Raw genomic sequence first — 16,075 nt, forward strand, 5'->3', positions numbered from 1 at the left:
CGAGCACCAGCCCGACCGACTACGAACTCCTGTCGAATGTCGGTCCACCTGGCTACATTCCAGGCGCATGAGAGCGACCAATCAGCAGGCCCTGATCACCGCAGTCTTCGAGGCAGCCGAGCGCGCCACGGACAGCATCACCCACCTCGTGCCCGACCTCGACCGTGACCGCGCTGAGTACGCCGTCGTGAGCGTGCTCCTGGAGGAGGCGTGGGTCAGCAGTCGCTGAGTCAGACCTCAGTCTCGGGGAGCCGCTCCACCATCCGCGAAGCCGGGGTATGCCCGGATGTCTCGCTTGGGCTCGGGAAGGCCGTCACGGCGACGTTGGGCCTCCTTGCGGCGGTCTTCTCGGTCCTCAGCCTCGAAAACCTCAGCAAGCGCTTCGAGGTCGGCCTGGAGGGTGTCTTGGGGGTTGTGCTTGGTCATGACGGTCCCTCCTGATGTGGGTTTGTGTGACTGGGTGCTATCGAGCGTAGACACACAGGCGTACGAGCAGGTTCTCACCGGCCCGTGAAGCGGTCATAAAGCCGACGCAGCGCGGACCGCTCCGCAGGCAAAGGTTCCGGCACTGTTGAACGAGGCTTTGTCCTGGGCCCGCGCTGGTCGAGGATGTCACGAACCTCGGAAGCAGGACGGCCCGCCGTGTTTCCGAGCCGTTGGATGTAGGTGAATATTCGCCTCGCTGGGGTCCGCTGATCGAGGGTTCGGGTGCCACGTCGCTGCCGTAGCGGTGGCGTCGTTCGGGACCACCAGTGGTGTCGTTGGGGCCGCTCTGTCTACGCTCCTTCCGCCGTGTGTATAGGGCACGCGGCGGAAGGAGCAATCTGGAATGGTACGGAAGATCAGGGCGAAGCTGGTGCTCCAGCTGCGCGCAGAAGGTCTGTCGGGGCGAGCGATTTCGTCCTCGCAGGGCATGTCCCGCAAGTCCGTGAGGGCGGTGTTCGAGGCCGCTGACGCTGCAGGGATCGGGTGGGGCGATATCGCGGACGTCGCCGATGAGCAGGTGTATGCCCGGTTGTTCCCGGGCCGGGGCGAGCACGAGAGCGTGTTCGCACAGCCGGACTGGGAACAGGTCCATCGAGAGATGGCCAGGGTCGGCGTGACGCTGAAGCTGTTGCACGGCGAGTACTTCGACGCGACCACGGCGGCTGGGGATCCGGCGATGGGGTATGACCGGTTTTGCCGCACCTACCAGCACCACGTCATGGTCACCGGTGCCGCTTCGAGAGTCGGTCACAAGGCCGGCCAGAGCGTGGAGGTCGACTGGTCCGGCCCCACGATGGAGCTGGCCGATCCGGTCACCGGCGAGGTCTCGAAGGTGTTCTTGTTCGTTGCCTGCCTGCCTTTTTCTCGTTACGCGTTCTGCTTCCCGGCGCTGGATATGCGCCAGGAGTCCTGGCTGCGAGCGCACGTAGCGATGTTCGAGGCGCTGGGCGGGACGGTCCCGAGGATCGTTCCGGACAACCTCAAGACCGGTGTGGTGAAGCACCCCCGCGAGGGCGAGATCGTCCTGAACGATGCGTATCGCGAGATGGCAGCGCATTACTCGGCGGCGGTGCTCCCGGGGAGGGTGCGGAAACCGAAAGACAAGGCGAGCGTGGAGAACACCGTCGCGCACGTCGCGACCTGGGTCATCGCCGGGCTGCGGGATCAGCGATTCACGTCCCTGCCCGAACTTGCAGCCGCCATCGGGCAGCGGATGGAGGCCTATAACGCGGAGCCGTTCCAGAAGCGGCCCGGATCCCGCGCCAGCGTGTTCGACGCGGAGGAGCGGCCGCTGCTGACGCCGCTGCCGGCGGTGCCCTACGAGATCTCGACATGGCACTACGGACGACGAGTGGGCAGGAACGGGCACGTCACGTTCGCGCGGAACTTCTACTCCGCGCCGTTCGCGCACATCGGCGCGAAGGTCGATCTGCGCATCACGGCCCGGACGCTGGAGATCTATCAGGGCAGCCAGCGACTGACCAGTCACCTGCTGCTCCCGGAGACCGCGAGCAATGAGTACCGCACCAACGACGCGGACCTACCTGCGGGCGAGCGTTTCCAGGCCTGGGACGCGCAGAGGGTGCGGGCGTGGGCAGATCGGGTCGGGCCGGCCACGGTGATCGTGATCCAGCGGATCTTCGAGTCCGTGCCGATCGTGGAACAGGGCCTGGATCCCGCGTTGGCGGTGCTACGGCTCTCTCGCCGCTTCTCCGTAGATCGGGTCGAGGCGGCCTGCGCACTCGCGCTGACGGGACGGGTCCGTTCACCGCGCTATGCGCATCTGCACCCGATCTTGGCCACCGGGCAGGACAAGGTCGCCGCCCTGCGTCCACCCCGCGAGGAACCCGCGGAAGACGGCGGATACGTCCGTGGCGCCGACTACTACGCCGGAGGTGTCCGGTGAGCGTGATCGATAACGACACGAAGCGGAAGCTGCGCGAGATGGGCGCGACCGCGCTGCTGGACGCGATCGATGCCCAGGATGAGGCTCACGTGCTGGGGATGTCGTTCCAGGAACGGCTCCAGCTGATCGTGGACGAGGCGCATTCCATCTTCAATCATGGAAAGGTCGAGGGTCTGATCCGCCGGGCGGGGCTGCGTTATCCCGGAGCGGACCTGCGGCGGCTGGATCTGGTCGAGGAACGGGGACTGAACCGGAACGTGATCGCGCAACTGGCAACCTGCTCCTTCATCCAGCGGCAACAGAACGTGGTCTTCCAGGGCTTCACCGGCTCAGGGAAGTCCTACCTCGGCTGCGCGCTGGCGAAGCAGGCCTGCCAGCACCGGCTCCGAGCCCACTACATCCGAATGCCCGACCTCGAAGAGGCCTGGGCCCTGGCAAAGGACAAGCCGCAGGGCCAGACGAAGTTCCTGCGGAAGTACTCCACGTTCTCGCTGCTGGTGATCGACGAGTGGCTGCTGGACCATCCTGACGAGGGAATGCGTTCGATGCTGCTGGAACTGCTCGAGCGCCGCTATGACACCGGCTCGACCGTGTTCTGCACCCAGTACCCGAAGAAGGACTGGCACGCCCGGCTCGGTGGAGCAGTCCACGCCGATGCGATCATGGACCGCATCGTGCACAACACAATCTGGATCGACACCGGCGACAGGAACATGCGAGAACACACCGCACTGCCCCAGTGACCCGATGCCGGCGGGAGCCAGTGGTCCCCACCGCGGCGGCTACTGGCCCCCGTCGGCACGATCGGCGGTCCCCAAGAGCAAGATTCGGTGGCTCCCACGACTACGAATACTCAGCTCCCACGACTACGAATACTCAGTAGGTCCCGGACCTATTCATCTTGGCGACTTCCTTCTTGATGTCACGAAGCGCGGAAGCGACATGGTGGATGTTGTACACGTCGGGCTGCATGGCCCCCGCCATCGCGTTGAGGTCCACTACTCCTGAGTCCCGGTGATCAGGCTTGCCCTTCTTCGCGGCGACGGTGCCTTCGTCGTACTCAACCGAGTAATCGTGACTGGTCGGCAGGTCCGACCTCCCTGAGTTCAGGCGTTCGTCCATGGCGTCGTAGAACGTGCGCAACTCCTGACCTGGAGCAAGCATCGGAATGGGTTCTCTTAACCACCGCACTTCGCTGATGGGGGCTCCAGGCGTTTCGTTGGCCCGGACAGGCTCTGGGGTCAAACTGACCTTGACGTTGTACGCAGGGCGTTGCCCGATGTTTCGGATTACCAGGTCCATGACCCGCCAGCCGATTGGCGACGGTTCCGCAGTCACGATGATGTACGGGCGAGTTGCTTCTCGCTGGGCGGCCCGGGCGATCTGCACCTGGTTCCGGGCGTATAAGGCAGCGGCGATGGCGACCAGAAGGAGTCCAGCGGTCAGCAGGGTGTAGTAGGCAGTCCAGCCCGTGGCCGACAGGCCCCAGAAAGTGTCATCCATCGTGTGACCCCTTCATGGAGACGCCCCGGCCACTCTCGCCACGATGCCCACACCCAGGAGGACCAGGGTGAGGTAGACGGGGGCGATTGACCAAGACCTCCATACGGACGGTCCGGGCAGCAACCTTTCCAGCCACTCGGGCGCATCCTTCCAGCCCCCTGTCTCGTCACGGGTGAACCTGGCTGGCAACGCCTTGGTGCTGAGAGTGAATGCCTGAATATCGGGGTCTCCCTCGGCAACTGCCCTATACAGGCAGCGATAGCGCTTCTCCTGCCTGAGGTAGTTGGCGTCCAGATAGGCGAACAGCAGCGTCGCTCCGACCCCCAGCAAGGCCACGGATTCGGCGTTCTGCGTCAGCGCATAGCCGTAAGCAGCAGTCACCACCGGCAAGAGCCACGCCTTGGCCGTGGAAGACGCGGCGGACATGCGGGTGACGATGGCTTGGATGAAGTCGAGGTGCTTGCGAGTGTCCTCAGGGTCACGCTGCGGCGGCTTCGGTTCACACATCGTCGCGGAGTCTTCTGCACGCCTCACGCACGGCCCCAAGCGCATGGTCCTTTTCTGCCTCGCTGTAGTCCGTATCCTCCGGCCAGATCGGTCCCATCGCATCGCCGTCCCAGCGAGGCACGAGGTGCACGTGGAGGTGAAACACGGTCTGGGTCGCCGCTTCTCCGCTGGACTGGATGACGTTGAGCCCCTCGGGGTGGAGCGCCTCGCGGATCGCCCCGGCGAGCCGAACTGTTGCGCGGGCGAGATGAGCCGCCGTCTCCTCGGAGAGTGACCAGATGTCCGGAACGTGCTTTCGTGGCACGACCATGGTGTGGCCGAGAACGGCGGGCTCGGTCGGGAAGAAGGCGACGACGTGCTCGTCCCGGTAGACCTCGCGGGCGTCTGGGTCATCCCGCTGGACGATCTCGCAGAATGGGCAGTCAGGCTCGTACGTAGGCATTCTGAACCAGTTTCGGAAGGGCGGCCTTGATGTCCGCATATACGGACTGGCTGTCCCAGCCGCTTGGGTTGTACGGCTGGATGAAGTCTGCGATGGTTCCTCCGCCCTGCAACGACACCTGTGCGAAGGGGTCGGGTCCTGCGCTCGCCGTGCGCTGGTTCTGGTCCTTCAGTCCGTGGATGCGCACGCCGCATAGCGGGATGTAGTTGTCCCAGGCGTAGGCGATTTCCTTTCGAACCCATGACCTGTTCGCGGTACCGGAGCCCACGAGAACGACCACGGCGTCCTTGCCCGCCATCTGCTTCTTGATCCATCGCCAGATGGCATCCTCGCCCTGTCGCTTGACGCTCTCCCAGTCCTGGGAGTCGAGGACCGGTTGGCCCTCGATGACGCCCATCGACTTGATGGTGTTCACACGCCACCAATCGTTGTCGTAGTGGAATGAGTAGAAGACTGACTTGGCCATGATGGCTCCTTTCTCGTGGTCCCCGGTCTGGCCGGGCTCACGAACATCTCTAGCAGGCGGGTCCGACACACCTGGATCACCGCCAGAGGGGGATGGGGTGCAGCGGACGCTTCCCCTCGCCGCTGCACCCCACCTGACCTACTTGACCCGCATCTGGATGCGAGTGCCCTCGCTGATGTGCGTCGCGTACTCGGTCAACTCGGGATCGGAGATCGACCCCCCGACCCGAGACCACTCGCGCCGCAGCACAGGCTTGATCTCGGAGACGGGCCGACCCTTGTAGCGACGGAGGAGGGAGTCGAACATCTTCTGGTAGTCAGACGCGATGTCCTTCAGGGCGGGCCGGACGGCCTTCTCCAGTTCCTTCTCCCAGCCGGGACTCATCTTGAAGTTGGCCATGGCTCACACCCGCTGACTGATCGTCGTGCTCGGGTGGCGCTGGGCCGTGGACTCCTTGACGAACCGCCCGGTGATGGTGGAGCGGTGGACGGTCGTCTTGTTGGACGTGCCCCGACCGATCCGTTCGGTCGTGGTCGTCCGGGGACTCCGACGCGCGGTCGAAGCCTTCACAAAACGCCCTGTGCGGGCGCTCCTACTCGCGGTGCGTGCCATGGGGCTCGCCTCCGTTCTGGGCCGTGGCCCATTTGCGAGCACTGCGCATGGAACGACTAGAGTCGGAGTCCTAGTTCGCCAACTAGACACCAGGCCCTGAGCGCTCCACCCCGGAGAGTTCGGGGCTTCGGTGCTCTTGGGAAGAAGTCTAGTTGCTGCTAATGACAACGGTGTAGTTCCTCCTTTGGGGCACGCAGACTCTCGCGTAGGCTTGCCGGGTGACTGAGCGCGGCACCCTGCTGGTGGTGGGAAGCAACCCGCCCTCCCAGACCAGCGGGCAGCGCACCATTGCCCGCGTGCACCAGGCGGCGACGATCCTCGGCTTCGAGACAGCCACCATTGCCAACCTCTTCGTCCTGCCTGAGTATTCGTAGTCGTGGGAGCCACCGAATCTTGCTCTTGGGGACCGCCGATCGTGCCGACGGGGGCCAGTAGCCGCCGCGGTGGGGACCACTGGCTCCCGCCGGCATCGGGTCACTGGGGCAGTGCGGTGTGTTCTCGCATGTTCCTGTCGCCGGTGTCGATCCAGATTGTGTTGTGCACGATGCGGTCCATGATCGCATCGGCGTGGACTGCTCCACCGAGCCGGGCGTGCCAGTCCTTCTTCGGGTACTGGGTGCAGAACACGGTCGAGCCGGTGTCATAGCGGCGCTCGAGCAGTTCCAGCAGCATCGAACGCATTCCCTCGTCAGGATGGTCCAGCAGCCACTCGTCGATCACCAGCAGCGAGAACGTGGAGTACTTCCGCAGGAACTTCGTCTGGCCCTGCGGCTTGTCCTTTGCCAGGGCCCAGGCCTCTTCGAGGTCGGGCATTCGGATGTAGTGGGCTCGGAGCCGGTGCTGGCAGGCCTGCTTCGCCAGCGCGCAGCCGAGGTAGGACTTCCCTGAGCCGGTGAAGCCCTGGAAGACCACGTTCTGTTGCCGCTGGATGAAGGAGCAGGTTGCCAGTTGCGCGATCACGTTCCGGTTCAGTCCCCGTTCCTCGACCAGATCCAGCCGCCGCAGGTCCGCTCCGGGATAACGCAGCCCCGCCCGGCGGATCAGACCCTCGACCTTTCCATGATTGAAGATGGAATGCGCCTCGTCCACGATCAGCTGGAGCCGTTCCTGGAACGACATCCCCAGCACGTGAGCCTCATCCTGGGCATCGATCGCGTCCAGCAGCGCGGTCGCGCCCATCTCGCGCAGCTTCCGCTTCGTGTCGTTATCGATCACGCTCACCGGACACCTCCGGCGTAGTAGTCGGCGCCACGGACGTATCCGCCGTCTTCCGCGGGTTCCTCGCGGGGTGGACGCAGGGCGGCGACCTTGTCCTGCCCGGTGGCCAAGATCGGGTGCAGATGCGCATAGCGCGGTGAACGGACCCGTCCCGTCAGCGCGAGTGCGCAGGCCGCCTCGACCCGATCTACGGAGAAGCGGCGAGAGAGCCGTAGCACCGCCAACGCGGGATCCAGGCCCTGTTCCACGATCGGCACGGACTCGAAGATCCGCTGGATCACGATCACCGTGGCCGGCCCGACCCGATCTGCCCACGCCCGCACCCTCTGCGCGTCCCAGGCCTGGAAACGCTCGCCCGCAGGTAGGTCCGCGTCGTTGGTGCGGTACTCATTGCTCGCGGTCTCCGGGAGCAGCAGGTGACTGGTCAGTCGCTGGCTGCCCTGATAGATCTCCAGCGTCCGGGCCGTGATGCGCAGATCGACCTTCGCGCCGATGTGCGCGAACGGCGCGGAGTAGAAGTTCCGCGCGAACGTGACGTGCCCGTTCCTGCCCACTCGTCGTCCGTAGTGCCATGTCGAGATCTCGTAGGGCACCGCCGGCAGCGGCGTCAGCAGCGGCCGCTCCTCCGCGTCGAACACGCTGGCGCGGGATCCGGGCCGCTTCTGGAACGGCTCCGCGTTATAGGCCTCCATCCGCTGCCCGATGGCGGCTGCAAGTTCGGGCAGGGACGTGAATCGCTGATCCCGCAGCCCGGCGATGACCCAGGTCGCGACGTGCGCGACGGTGTTCTCCACGCTCGCCTTGTCTTTCGGTTTCCGCACCCTCCCCGGGAGCACCGCCGCCGAGTAATGCGCTGCCATCTCGCGATACGCATCGTTCAGGACGATCTCGCCCTCGCGGGGGTGCTTCACCACACCGGTCTTGAGGTTGTCCGGAACGATCCTCGGGACCGTCCCGCCCAGCGCCTCGAACATCGCTACGTGCGCTCGCAGCCAGGACTCCTGGCGCATATCCAGCGCCGGGAAGCAGAACGCGTAACGAGAAAAAGGCAGGCAGGCAACGAACAAGAACACCTTCGAGACCTCGCCGGTGACCGGATCGGCCAGCTCCATCGTGGGGCCGGACCAGTCGACCTCCACGCTCTGGCCGGCCTTGTGACCGACTCTCGAAGCGGCACCGGTGACCATGACGTGGTGCTGGTAGGTGCGGCAAAACCGGTCATACCCCATCGCCGGATCCCCAGCCGCCGTGGTCGCGTCGAAGTACTCGCCGTGCAACAGCTTCAGCGTCACGCCGACCCTGGCCATCTCTCGATGGACCTGTTCCCAGTCCGGCTGTGCGAACACGCTCTCGTGCTCGCCCCGGCCCGGGAACAACCGGGCATACACCTGCTCATCGGCGACGTCCGCGATATCGCCCCACCCGATCCCTGCAGCGTCAGCGGCCTCGAACACCGCCCTCACGGACTTGCGGGACATGCCCTGCGAGGACGAAATCGCTCGCCCCGACAGACCTTCTGCGCGCAGCTGGAGCACCAGCTTCGCCCTGATCTTCCGTACCATTCCAGATTGCTCCTTCCGCCGCGTGCCCTATACACACGGCGGAAGGAGCGTAGACAGAGCGGCCCCAACGACACCACTGGTGGTCCCGAACGACGCCACCGCTACGGCAGCGACGTGGCACCCGAACCCTCGATCAGCGGACCCCAGCGAGGCGAATATTCATCCTGCCGACCTATCGCAGCGGCGGCATCGCTGACCTCGGGCGGACCCGCGAAGGGTGGCTCGACGCCCGACCACATCTTGTCTCGGGGCTCGATGACTGCGATGGGGTGCTGCTGGCCTACGGCACGCAGGAGCCGAGTGGTGAGGCACGGACTCATCACCGGGATCAAGTGAGGTGGCTTGACGAGAAGATCGAGGATCGCGCCCTGCCGACCTGGTGGGTCGGCGGTGCTCCTCGTCACCCCTCGCGGTGGCAGCGGTACACGTGGCGGGAGTTGCCGGGGATCGAGTTCAGGGAGGCGCTGGAGAGGTCATTCTGCCAGGTGCCCAGGGCCTGAGAACCCAGGACCTTAGACCGGGGACTCACGTCTCGAAGATGTCTCGACGCAACTCCTGGTAGATGGCCATGTCGGGTTGGACCAGAGAGGCCAGTTTGTCCTCCGCGAACGAGCGCGCTGTAGTCCCGGGGCGACCGAGCGACAGGGCCTTTCGAATCTCAACGAACATCGGGCCAGAGGCGGACTTCACGTCATCCGCATCCTTGCCTCGTCCCGAGAGTGCTGCCATCTGCGAGTGGTAGATGTCTCGAACATCTCGCTTGGCGTCGCTGCGTCCGATGCTGTCACAGAAGGCGTCTAACACCTCGGGGTCGAAGAGGTACGCCTCAATGTGTCGTCGCGTGAGCACCGAGGTTCCGGCAGCACGCCAACGCTCCACCTCTTCGTCACTCGCCAAATCGCGATCTCGAAGCCTGATGACCTTCGTTCCCTGGGTAAGTGTCTGCAACGCGGAGGTGAGACCGATCTTGTCGCTCTGGGCATCATCGCTGTTGCCAACCGAGATGAAGTCAACGTCGGGGAACTCAGACGTGAAGATGGTCCGGTAGCACCGCGCGTCGAACCCATCAGAACTGCCCTCGCACATCACGACCATCGCGGGGGCCACGAGCGTGGCCATGTCGTCCAGCGCTACGGCCAGCATTCGCTTCCAGAACTGTCGGTCTGGCGTCACCGGCTGGAGCGTGACAGGAACATCGAAGTCGTGGCCTTCGAAGTCCAAGAAGATCACTTCGCCAGTGCTCTCTCGTGCCATCTTCACGGCCTCACTCATGAGCCCGAGGCTGTGTGAGGCGAGGAAGAGTTGAGACTGTTCGGGAAGCACACTCATCAACTCGCGCAGCAGACGGCCCTGCGCCTTTGTGCCGACATGAAGTTCGGGCTCGTCAATGCACCAGATCGAGTCCGTGTAGTAGTCCGCCTTCACAACCGCGTCCAGAAGGAGGTCGAAGATGGCCTTCTCGCCCGCCGAGAGGTTGAGGTACGGAAACCCGGTCGCGATTCCCTTGGTGAACTCGAAGGAGTGCCCTGCTCCCAGTGCTCCCACCCGTGTCAACGTCAGATCGGGCAGCACTCGCAGGACGGCCTCACGGAGCCTTCCGGTAACGCGGTCTCTGATCTCTGCCTTGGTAGTTCTATCCGGAGTCACATCGTCGTAGACGGCAGAGAAGGTCGCCCACAGCAGTCGCTGGTAGTTCTCTGAGACAGACCTATCCTCGTCCACAGCCCTCCGTGCGGGTCCTCCGTTCTCGTTCGGGCGCGGCGGTTGGGACAGGTGCTGGATGCTGAAGTCGGCCTCGTGACGGTATGCCGTCCGGAAGTAGAGGGACGATTCCTGGAGGAGAGCCTGCTCTCGGGCACCGCCGTGGAGATTCACCGTGACCCGTTGGTACCACTCAGATGGGTCCGCCACCCCCACCTTGGCAGCGTAGGTTGGGCTGCCCTCAGCACGGCTCCAGGCAGCAAGGCGATACCAAGTTTGAAGCCCGTCAAAGAACGAGGACTTGCCCACGCCGTTCGGGCCAGCAAGGACGATGAGCCGCGCTGACTCTGGCAAGCCAACGATGCTCAGGTCACTGAACCTACGGAAGTTGCGGAGGTGGATCGACTCGACTCTCACATCATGCCCTCAGTAGTCGCTCGCTACGCCGGACTCGTAGAGTCCCTTGGCGTTCTTTGCGTCTCGGATGGCCTGTCGGACGTGGTGCTTGGTCAGGTCGAGGACCTTCATGGTGCCTCCGGTCTCGGCCACGGACTCGATGCGGCGGAACTCGCCCTGGTACTTCTCCGCGAACGCCGCCAGCCCTCGCAACTTGGGCAGGGCATCGGAGAGGTGGTGGCCGTGAGGGTCCACCAGATCAGCCACTACGGCACCCGTGTGATCGGTGCCGAAGAAGATGAAGTCGGGCCGGACTGCCTTCCAGGTGCCGGTGTCCTCCTTGTAGGCGATGGCCAGAGACTCCTTCGTGGCCCGGGCGGGGTTGCGGTACCAGCCCTTGAAGCCGGGCTGCCTGGCCTCGGAGTCGAGGACCTTCCGCTCCCACTCGTTGAGCGTGATCGGGTAGGTGCCGTCCTCAGCCGCCATGAGGTGCATGAGCCGGGTCTCCAGCGGACTCTCGGTCCCGTCCTTCTCACGCACCATCGTCTCGGCCTGGGCTGCCTTGGGCACGGTCAGGGAGATGCGTTCAGGGTGGGTGGACATGCCCTCCAAGCGGTCGTACTCCGCCTGCCGCTCGTCCGACAGTCCCTTGCGGGCGACGCGGGTCTGGTTGAGCCAGATCCGGGCCAGGTCGTCGGCCTCGGTCTCGACGGCCTCTGCGATCTCGGGCACCCGCCCGAGGGCAGCGACGGTGATGTTGGCCTCCAGGAGGTCGTCATCGTCGCCGTCCGGGCCGACCAGGTGGTTGACGTAGGAGGAGCACAGGGCGGGGCTCAGGACACGGGCAGCGGCCCGGTAGGAGTCCTCGATGGCCCGAGGGTCAGCCGACTCCTGGAACGACTTGTAGGAGAACCCGCCACCGATCCGGCCTCGGGCCTCCTCACCGCTCATCGTGAGCACGTCCTCACGCGCTTGGTCGACCTTCTCCTGGTACTGCACGGCGCGACCGTCCAGGACCGCGTGGAGGTGCTTGTGGGCCTTCTCCACGGCCTCCTCGACCAGGTCGTCCTTGGACAGTGCCGTTGCCAGCGCGGTGAGTCGGCGGATGGGTTTGACGCCCTTCTTCGGGATCGTCACCGAGGGCAGGGCCGCGAAGCGGTCCCAGACCTCTTGGGGCACCTTGGGATTGGGGTGCAGGTCCACCGGGTCGAAGAGGACACGGCGTCCCTCACCGCCTCCGGTGTCGTTGTCCTCCTCGTCCTTGGAGGTCGCGCCCTTCATGAGCATCTCTGCCACGCCCGTGGCGGTCTTGCGGTCGAAGAACGGCAGCAGGCAGTCCACAGAGTTGAGCAACTCGTTGCCCGGGATGCGCCGTGCCAGCGGGGTGCGGATCATCCGTCCGAGCAACTGGGTGATGTGGGTCCGATCCTTCGCCGGGCGCATCGAGACCAGCACCTCAGCGCGCGGGCAGTCCCAGCCCGTGGAGATCGCAGACTTGGCCAGCAGCACCCGCACGTGCGTGGCATCCTGCACCCTCTGGGGCTCGATGTACGGCGCGCCCTGCTGGCCGACCAGCAGGTCCTGGTGCTCCCCGAAGACGTTCGCCACGGCGTCGGGGCCGAGTTCGGGCCAGGCGTCATAGATCGTGTCCAACGTCCGCACCAGCGTCTCGGTGGTGGGCTTGTCACCCACCTGCACCACCAGCAACGGAATGACCGGATCGGCCTCCTCCTGCTCATCGGCATACGCCAGCCACGCCGCCGTCGAGGCGCGGACCTTTTCCACCGCCCGCCGCAGCAACACCGTGTCGAAGACCCCCTGCTCGGTCGGGATGCTCAGAACGATGTCGTCCTTCAACAGCCCCGACGCCTGCACCAGAGCGGAGTCCACCTCCACCGAAGGCAGGGCAGTCCGACCCTTCGCATCCTTCATCGCGGCCTCGAACCGCTCCACCGTGGCCGAGATGCCGAACACCACCGGCATGGGCGGCACCGCGCCGTTGCCGTTGATCAGCCGCTGCACGATGGTGCTTCGGTCCTTGCTCGTCGTCCCCATCCCACGGTGGGCTTCGTCCAGCACGAAGTACAGCGTGAGGTCCTTGTTCTCGACCGTGTTGGTGATCACGTCGTAGATCGAGGTCTGCATCTCATCCGGACGCGGCTGGAACAGCCGCTCCTGCCCGGGCAGTGGGGTCGGCTCGCCTCGCACCAGGCGCGAGTTCTTCGACAACTTCTGCGTGTTCAGGAAGTAGACGTGGCCGGGACGCAGCGAGGGCTCGGAGAACGTCGTCTCGATGACCCGCAGCCGCGAGTCCAACTCACTCGCGGCCTCCTGCAATCGCGCCCGTGACTGCTCATTGAGTGACGGATCATCGGAGAACCACAGCACGACCGCGCCCGGGTCGGCGTCGAAGTCGAACTCGTCGTTGCCGAAGAACAGCGCCTCGATCACCGCAGCAGCCATCACGGTCTTGCCCGCGCCGGTCGTCGCCGTGAGGGAGAACTGCGTCTTGGAGCCGTAGCGGTGGTACATGTCCCTGGCCTGCTCCAAGTTCCGCAGCACGTCCCGGACGGCCTCGCCCTGGTAGTCCTTCAACGTGTAGCGCATCAGCGACCACCCCTCAGCATGAAGTTCTGCAAGTACGACTCGTACAGCCGCACCGGGAGCACCGCGCTAGGCAGGTCACGGCACACCATCTGGAACGCCGAGTCATCATCCGTGACGATGAACGCCGTGCGCACCGACTCCTCCTCAGCCACCCGGGCCACGAAGTCCCCGGCCTGATCCAGGTTCCCCAGGACCGCGTACGTCTCGGCCACGTCCCAGCCGTCCTCGCCCAGGTCGGTGATGATCCGCCCCTGCGACCCGGCCCTCATCCACAACATCGGAGCGATCCGCTCGAACGCCCGGTTGTGGCGCACCGACAACGGGGCCTCGTAGGTCAGGGTGAAGAAGGCCGCGTTCTCCTCGAAGCCCTCGCTCATGGGGAACTCATCTGTGAACTTGTAATCACCCTTGATTGGTTCGCCCTCTGGCGTCTTGCCCGTGATCGCGGCGGTCACCCGGGGCTTGGTGATGTAGTCACAGATACCCTGCGACTCCCAGTCCTCATCTCCGGGACGCAGACCCTGCCTGCGGAGAGCGCGCTGCTCGTCGGCGCTGACCTCGTTGTTCGTCACCGAGATGCACTGACGACGACCACCATCCTGCTTGTTCAGCCGCATGAGGGCATGCGCTGTGGTGCCGGAGCCGGAGAAGAAGTCAAGTACGACGGCATAAGGCTTGTCCTTGACAAAGAACCGGAGTGCATCTTCAACGGCATACAAGGACTTGGGGAATGGGAACTTGCGGTCCGGCATGAAGTTGAGCAACAGTCGGGTCCCATACTGAGTTGCGTCGTGCGACCCGATCCTCCACTGAGTGCCCGGAACGGTGTTTCTCTCGGCCAGTGCCAGCGTCGATGTTTCGACGGAGCCGTCGCTCCTCCTCCCGATCACCGTGTATACCCCCGCCTCGATCTTGGCTCTCTCACCTTCGGCCAGGTAGTAGATCGGGGTTGTTTCGCCCTTCACCGTTCCGATTCGGATGCAGCCAGCCTCTAGCACTTTTCGCACGGTCGCTGGCTTCAGCCGCCAGCGGCCCTCGGTTCCGTTCTGGCGGATGGGCCAGACTGCGAAAGTCCCCTCGGGAGCCACGGTGGCGTGCCGATCAGCGCCTACCCCGATTGGCTCACCAACGCTGTGGATGCTCTTGCCGTCCAAGTTGATGAAGAACGGGTAGAAGGTTTCAGGGTGACCGGCTCTAGTCGGGCTTGATCCCGACTTGCGCAACAAGTCCCAACGAATCTCCCCCTTGTGCGTTCGGCCCGCAGTCGTGACCCACTCGCCAGGGAGAGGCAGGGGGCGAGCCCCAGCGGTTCCTTGCATGACGAAGAAGTAATACTCGTCTGACCTGCCGAAGTAACCAGCGCGCGCTACAGCGGCGGGGTTGATCAGTGTGCTTACCATCTGGATTCGTGCAGCGGGAAAAGTCTGCTCCAGGAGCAGAGCAAGGCGAGCGTACTCCTTCTCGTCAATCGTGACGATGAGCACCGAGTCTTCGGGATTGAGCAGTTCGCGCGCCACCTCCAGCCGTCGTTCCATGAACGCCAGCCACTTCGAGTGCCGGTAGTCGTCATCCCCTTCGACGTAGTTGTTGTTGTACTTCCAGTCCCTCGCTCCGGTGTTGTAGGGCGGGTCGATGTAGATGGCGTCGATGGAGTGCCCGTGCGTGTAGGTGAGCATCTCCAGGGCGTGGTAGTTCTCCGCGTTGATGACCGTGTGGAAGGGTTTGTCCCCGCCGCGCTCGACCCGCCCCGTCTCCACGAGGCCCGGGTAGATGCGGTCGTTGAACTCCGCGACCACCACCAGGTCGTCGGTGATGACGGACTGGGTTTCTGGCTCTTCAGCGTCCAGTTCCAGCAGGTGCGCGACTCGGCTCCCATCCACGCGCTCGATCTGCTCGACCCGCCACAAGCGCTGGTCCCCGGGCTTGACCTCCCCACGGGGCGGGAGCACCCGCACCTTGTCGCCCCGACGCACCGTGCGCCCGGGCAACTCCACGACCTCGGGCTGGTGCTGCTCGAAGACCAGGCCGAAGGTCCGTCGCTTCAGCAGCGCGGCGAACTCCTTCTCCAGGTCGTCACCGAGTTGCTTGTCGGCCTTGCGGGCCTGCCTTAGTAGTTCAGTCAGTCGCGACACTCGCTACGTCTCCTTCACCGTCTGCGAGCGCTTCAGACCCGCTCCGCTCATGGTATTCCGGGGCACCGACAGAACCCGCCAGGCTGGGCCGAGGACGACGACGCTCAGTCATGGTGATCCTTCGATGTACGCCCTGACGGCTGCCATCGACCGCTCGCGACGAAGATCAGCCTTGGACGGGGTGGCCATGACCTTGCGTCCCAGAAAGCGTGTGTAGCGCTCCCGGCCCTCGGCCAGGAGATCGTCGACGCTCATGGCATGGACGGGCTCTGGAGCCTGACGTGCCGACTTCTGGACCGGCTCCTCGATCTTTCTTGGACTGCGGAAGCCTTCGGAGTCCCACATGCCCAGACCGATGAGGACCGAGCGAGGGGAGTAGCCAGCACGGAGCGCTGCCCGAATGCCGGTAAGGAGCGTCTCTGCCTTGACCACGGGGGTACCGGCGGCAGCCATCGCCTCGCAGTAGGCATCCAGCATGGACCGAGCGTCACGTGCTTCGGGGGAGGGAGGGAGAGTGGCCAGGTTTCGCGGGAGCAG

The 16,075-nt window shown here is 64.7% G+C and carries 17 protein-coding genes; 4 read left to right on the plus strand and 13 right to left on the minus strand.

From position 1 onward, the window contains the following. Positions 1 to 67 precede the first annotated feature (67 nt). A complete protein-coding gene (locus JOD52_RS07385; RefSeq protein WP_204409234.1) occupies positions 68 to 229 on the plus strand; it encodes a hypothetical protein in 162 nt (53 codons plus the stop codon). An 8-nt stretch (positions 230 to 237) separates the two neighbouring features. Here JOD52_RS07385 and JOD52_RS07390 read toward each other — a convergent pair whose 3' ends face one another. Further along, complete coding sequence (locus JOD52_RS07390) at positions 238 to 426, minus strand: hypothetical protein (protein WP_204409235.1); 189 nt, start codon at positions 424 to 426, stop codon at positions 238 to 240. Positions 427 to 829: 403 nt separating this feature from the next. Here JOD52_RS07390 and istA (JOD52_RS07395) point away from each other — a divergent pair, with 403 nt between their 5' ends. Together istA (JOD52_RS07395) and JOD52_RS07400 are read left to right on the plus strand one after the other, a co-directional pair. Continuing rightward, entirely contained in the window at positions 830 to 2,392 is a 1,563-nt protein-coding gene (gene istA, locus JOD52_RS07395; protein ID WP_204408388.1) for an IS21 family transposase, read from the plus strand. Further along, positions 2,389 to 3,135 carry an ATP-binding protein gene (locus JOD52_RS07400; RefSeq protein ID WP_338124028.1) on the plus strand — a complete coding sequence of 249 codons (747 nt, stop codon included), beginning with the start codon at positions 2,389 to 2,391 and terminating at the stop codon, positions 3,133 to 3,135. The genes istA (JOD52_RS07395) and JOD52_RS07400 overlap by 4 nt, the downstream gene beginning before the upstream one ends. 133 nt (positions 3,136 to 3,268) lie before the next feature. Here the strand turns inward: JOD52_RS07400 and JOD52_RS07405 are convergent, their stop codons facing one another. The 5 genes from JOD52_RS07405 to JOD52_RS07425 form a co-directional block, all read right to left on the minus strand. Beyond that, positions 3,269 to 3,895 (minus strand): hypothetical protein, encoded by a 627-nt coding sequence (locus tag JOD52_RS07405; protein WP_204409236.1) that lies wholly within the window; start codon positions 3,893 to 3,895, stop codon positions 3,269 to 3,271. A 12-nt stretch (positions 3,896 to 3,907) separates the two neighbouring features. Next, entirely contained in the window at positions 3,908 to 4,402 is a 495-nt protein-coding gene (locus tag JOD52_RS07410) for a hypothetical protein (RefSeq protein WP_052946980.1), read from the minus strand. Further along, positions 4,395 to 4,844 carry an HIT family protein gene (locus JOD52_RS07415; protein WP_204409237.1) on the minus strand — a complete coding sequence of 150 codons (450 nt, stop codon included), beginning with the start codon at positions 4,842 to 4,844 and terminating at the stop codon, positions 4,395 to 4,397. The genes JOD52_RS07410 and JOD52_RS07415 overlap by 8 nt, the downstream gene beginning before the upstream one ends. Then, positions 4,825 to 5,310: a TIR domain-containing protein gene (locus JOD52_RS07420; RefSeq protein ID WP_204409238.1), complete on the minus strand. Its 486-nt coding sequence runs from the start codon at positions 5,308 to 5,310 to the stop codon at positions 4,825 to 4,827. Before JOD52_RS07420 ends, JOD52_RS07415 begins: the two co-directional genes overlap by 20 nt. Positions 5,311 to 5,448: 138 nt before the next feature. Next, positions 5,449 to 5,709, minus strand: a complete 261-nt coding sequence (locus tag JOD52_RS07425; RefSeq protein WP_204409239.1) for a hypothetical protein — start codon at positions 5,707 to 5,709, stop codon at positions 5,449 to 5,451. 431 nt (positions 5,710 to 6,140) lie between these two features. On the opposite strand from JOD52_RS07425, the gene JOD52_RS07430 reads away from it, so the two are divergent. Beyond that, positions 6,141 to 6,296, plus strand: coding sequence for a hypothetical protein (locus tag JOD52_RS07430; RefSeq protein ID WP_204409240.1), 156 nt, complete (start codon positions 6,141 to 6,143; stop codon positions 6,294 to 6,296). 100 nt (positions 6,297 to 6,396) lie between these two features. On the opposite strand, the gene JOD52_RS07435 is transcribed toward JOD52_RS07430, so the two are convergent. The 7 genes from JOD52_RS07435 to JOD52_RS07460 all read right to left on the minus strand — a co-directional run bounded on the left by JOD52_RS07435 (position 6,397) and on the right by JOD52_RS07460 (position 16,015). Continuing rightward, positions 6,397 to 7,143 carry an ATP-binding protein gene (locus tag JOD52_RS07435; protein WP_338124028.1) on the minus strand — a complete coding sequence of 249 codons (747 nt, stop codon included), beginning with the start codon at positions 7,141 to 7,143 and terminating at the stop codon, positions 6,397 to 6,399. Further along, a complete protein-coding gene (gene istA, locus JOD52_RS07440; RefSeq protein WP_204408388.1) occupies positions 7,140 to 8,702 on the minus strand; it encodes an IS21 family transposase in 1,563 nt (520 codons plus the stop codon). The genes JOD52_RS07435 and istA (JOD52_RS07440) overlap by 4 nt, the downstream gene beginning before the upstream one ends. A gap of 400 nt (positions 8,703 to 9,102) precedes the next feature. Next, positions 9,103 to 9,231 carry a hypothetical protein gene (locus tag JOD52_RS17465; protein ID WP_275579096.1) on the minus strand — a complete coding sequence of 43 codons (129 nt, stop codon included), beginning with the start codon at positions 9,229 to 9,231 and terminating at the stop codon, positions 9,103 to 9,105. Continuing rightward, entirely contained in the window at positions 9,228 to 10,820 is a 1,593-nt protein-coding gene (locus JOD52_RS07445) for an AAA family ATPase (RefSeq protein WP_478209879.1), read from the minus strand. The genes JOD52_RS17465 and JOD52_RS07445 overlap by 4 nt, the downstream gene beginning before the upstream one ends. Positions 10,821 to 10,829: 9 nt before the next feature. Then, positions 10,830 to 13,406: a DEAD/DEAH box helicase gene (locus JOD52_RS07450; protein ID WP_204409242.1), complete on the minus strand. Its 2,577-nt coding sequence runs from the start codon at positions 13,404 to 13,406 to the stop codon at positions 10,830 to 10,832. Further along, positions 13,406 to 15,538 (minus strand): DNA methyltransferase, encoded by a 2,133-nt coding sequence (locus tag JOD52_RS07455; RefSeq protein ID WP_204409243.1) that lies wholly within the window; start codon positions 15,536 to 15,538, stop codon positions 13,406 to 13,408. The genes JOD52_RS07450 and JOD52_RS07455 overlap by 1 nt, the downstream gene beginning before the upstream one ends. A gap of 108 nt (positions 15,539 to 15,646) precedes the next feature. Further along, positions 15,647 to 16,015, minus strand: a complete 369-nt coding sequence (locus JOD52_RS07460; protein ID WP_204409244.1) for a hypothetical protein — start codon at positions 16,013 to 16,015, stop codon at positions 15,647 to 15,649. Between the last annotated feature and the right edge of the window lie 60 nt (positions 16,016 to 16,075).

The organism is Brachybacterium muris, assembly GCF_016907455.1.
Lineage (GTDB): Bacteria > Actinomycetota > Actinomycetes > Actinomycetales > Dermabacteraceae > Brachybacterium > Brachybacterium muris.

What these genes read in the sequence shown, in the direction of transcription:
- JOD52_RS07385 (WP_204409234.1), top strand. Translation starts at nt 68, where the DNA reads ATGAGAGCGACCAATCAGCAGGCCCTGATCACCGCAGTCTTCGAGGCA.
- JOD52_RS07390 (WP_204409235.1), bottom strand. Translation starts at nt 426, where the DNA reads ATGACCAAGCACAACCCCCAAGACACCCTCCAGGCCGACCTCGAAGCG.
- istA (WP_204408388.1), top strand. Translation starts at nt 830, where the DNA reads ATGGTACGGAAGATCAGGGCGAAGCTGGTGCTCCAGCTGCGCGCAGAA.
- JOD52_RS07405 (WP_204409236.1), bottom strand. Translation starts at nt 3,895, where the DNA reads ATGGATGACACTTTCTGGGGCCTGTCGGCCACGGGCTGGACTGCCTAC.
- JOD52_RS07410 (WP_052946980.1), bottom strand. Translation starts at nt 4,402, where the DNA reads ATGTGTGAACCGAAGCCGCCGCAGCGTGACCCTGAGGACACTCGCAAG.
- JOD52_RS07415 (WP_204409237.1), bottom strand. Translation starts at nt 4,844, where the DNA reads ATGCCTACGTACGAGCCTGACTGCCCATTCTGCGAGATCGTCCAGCGG.
- JOD52_RS07420 (WP_204409238.1), bottom strand. Translation starts at nt 5,310, where the DNA reads ATGGCCAAGTCAGTCTTCTACTCATTCCACTACGACAACGATTGGTGG.
- JOD52_RS07425 (WP_204409239.1), bottom strand. Translation starts at nt 5,709, where the DNA reads ATGGCCAACTTCAAGATGAGTCCCGGCTGGGAGAAGGAACTGGAGAAG.
- istA (WP_204408388.1), bottom strand. Translation starts at nt 8,702, where the DNA reads ATGGTACGGAAGATCAGGGCGAAGCTGGTGCTCCAGCTGCGCGCAGAA.
- JOD52_RS07450 (WP_204409242.1), bottom strand. Translation starts at nt 13,406, where the DNA reads ATGCGCTACACGTTGAAGGACTACCAGGGCGAGGCCGTCCGGGACGTG.
- JOD52_RS07460 (WP_204409244.1), bottom strand. Translation starts at nt 16,015, where the DNA reads ATGCTGGATGCCTACTGCGAGGCGATGGCTGCCGCCGGTACCCCCGTG.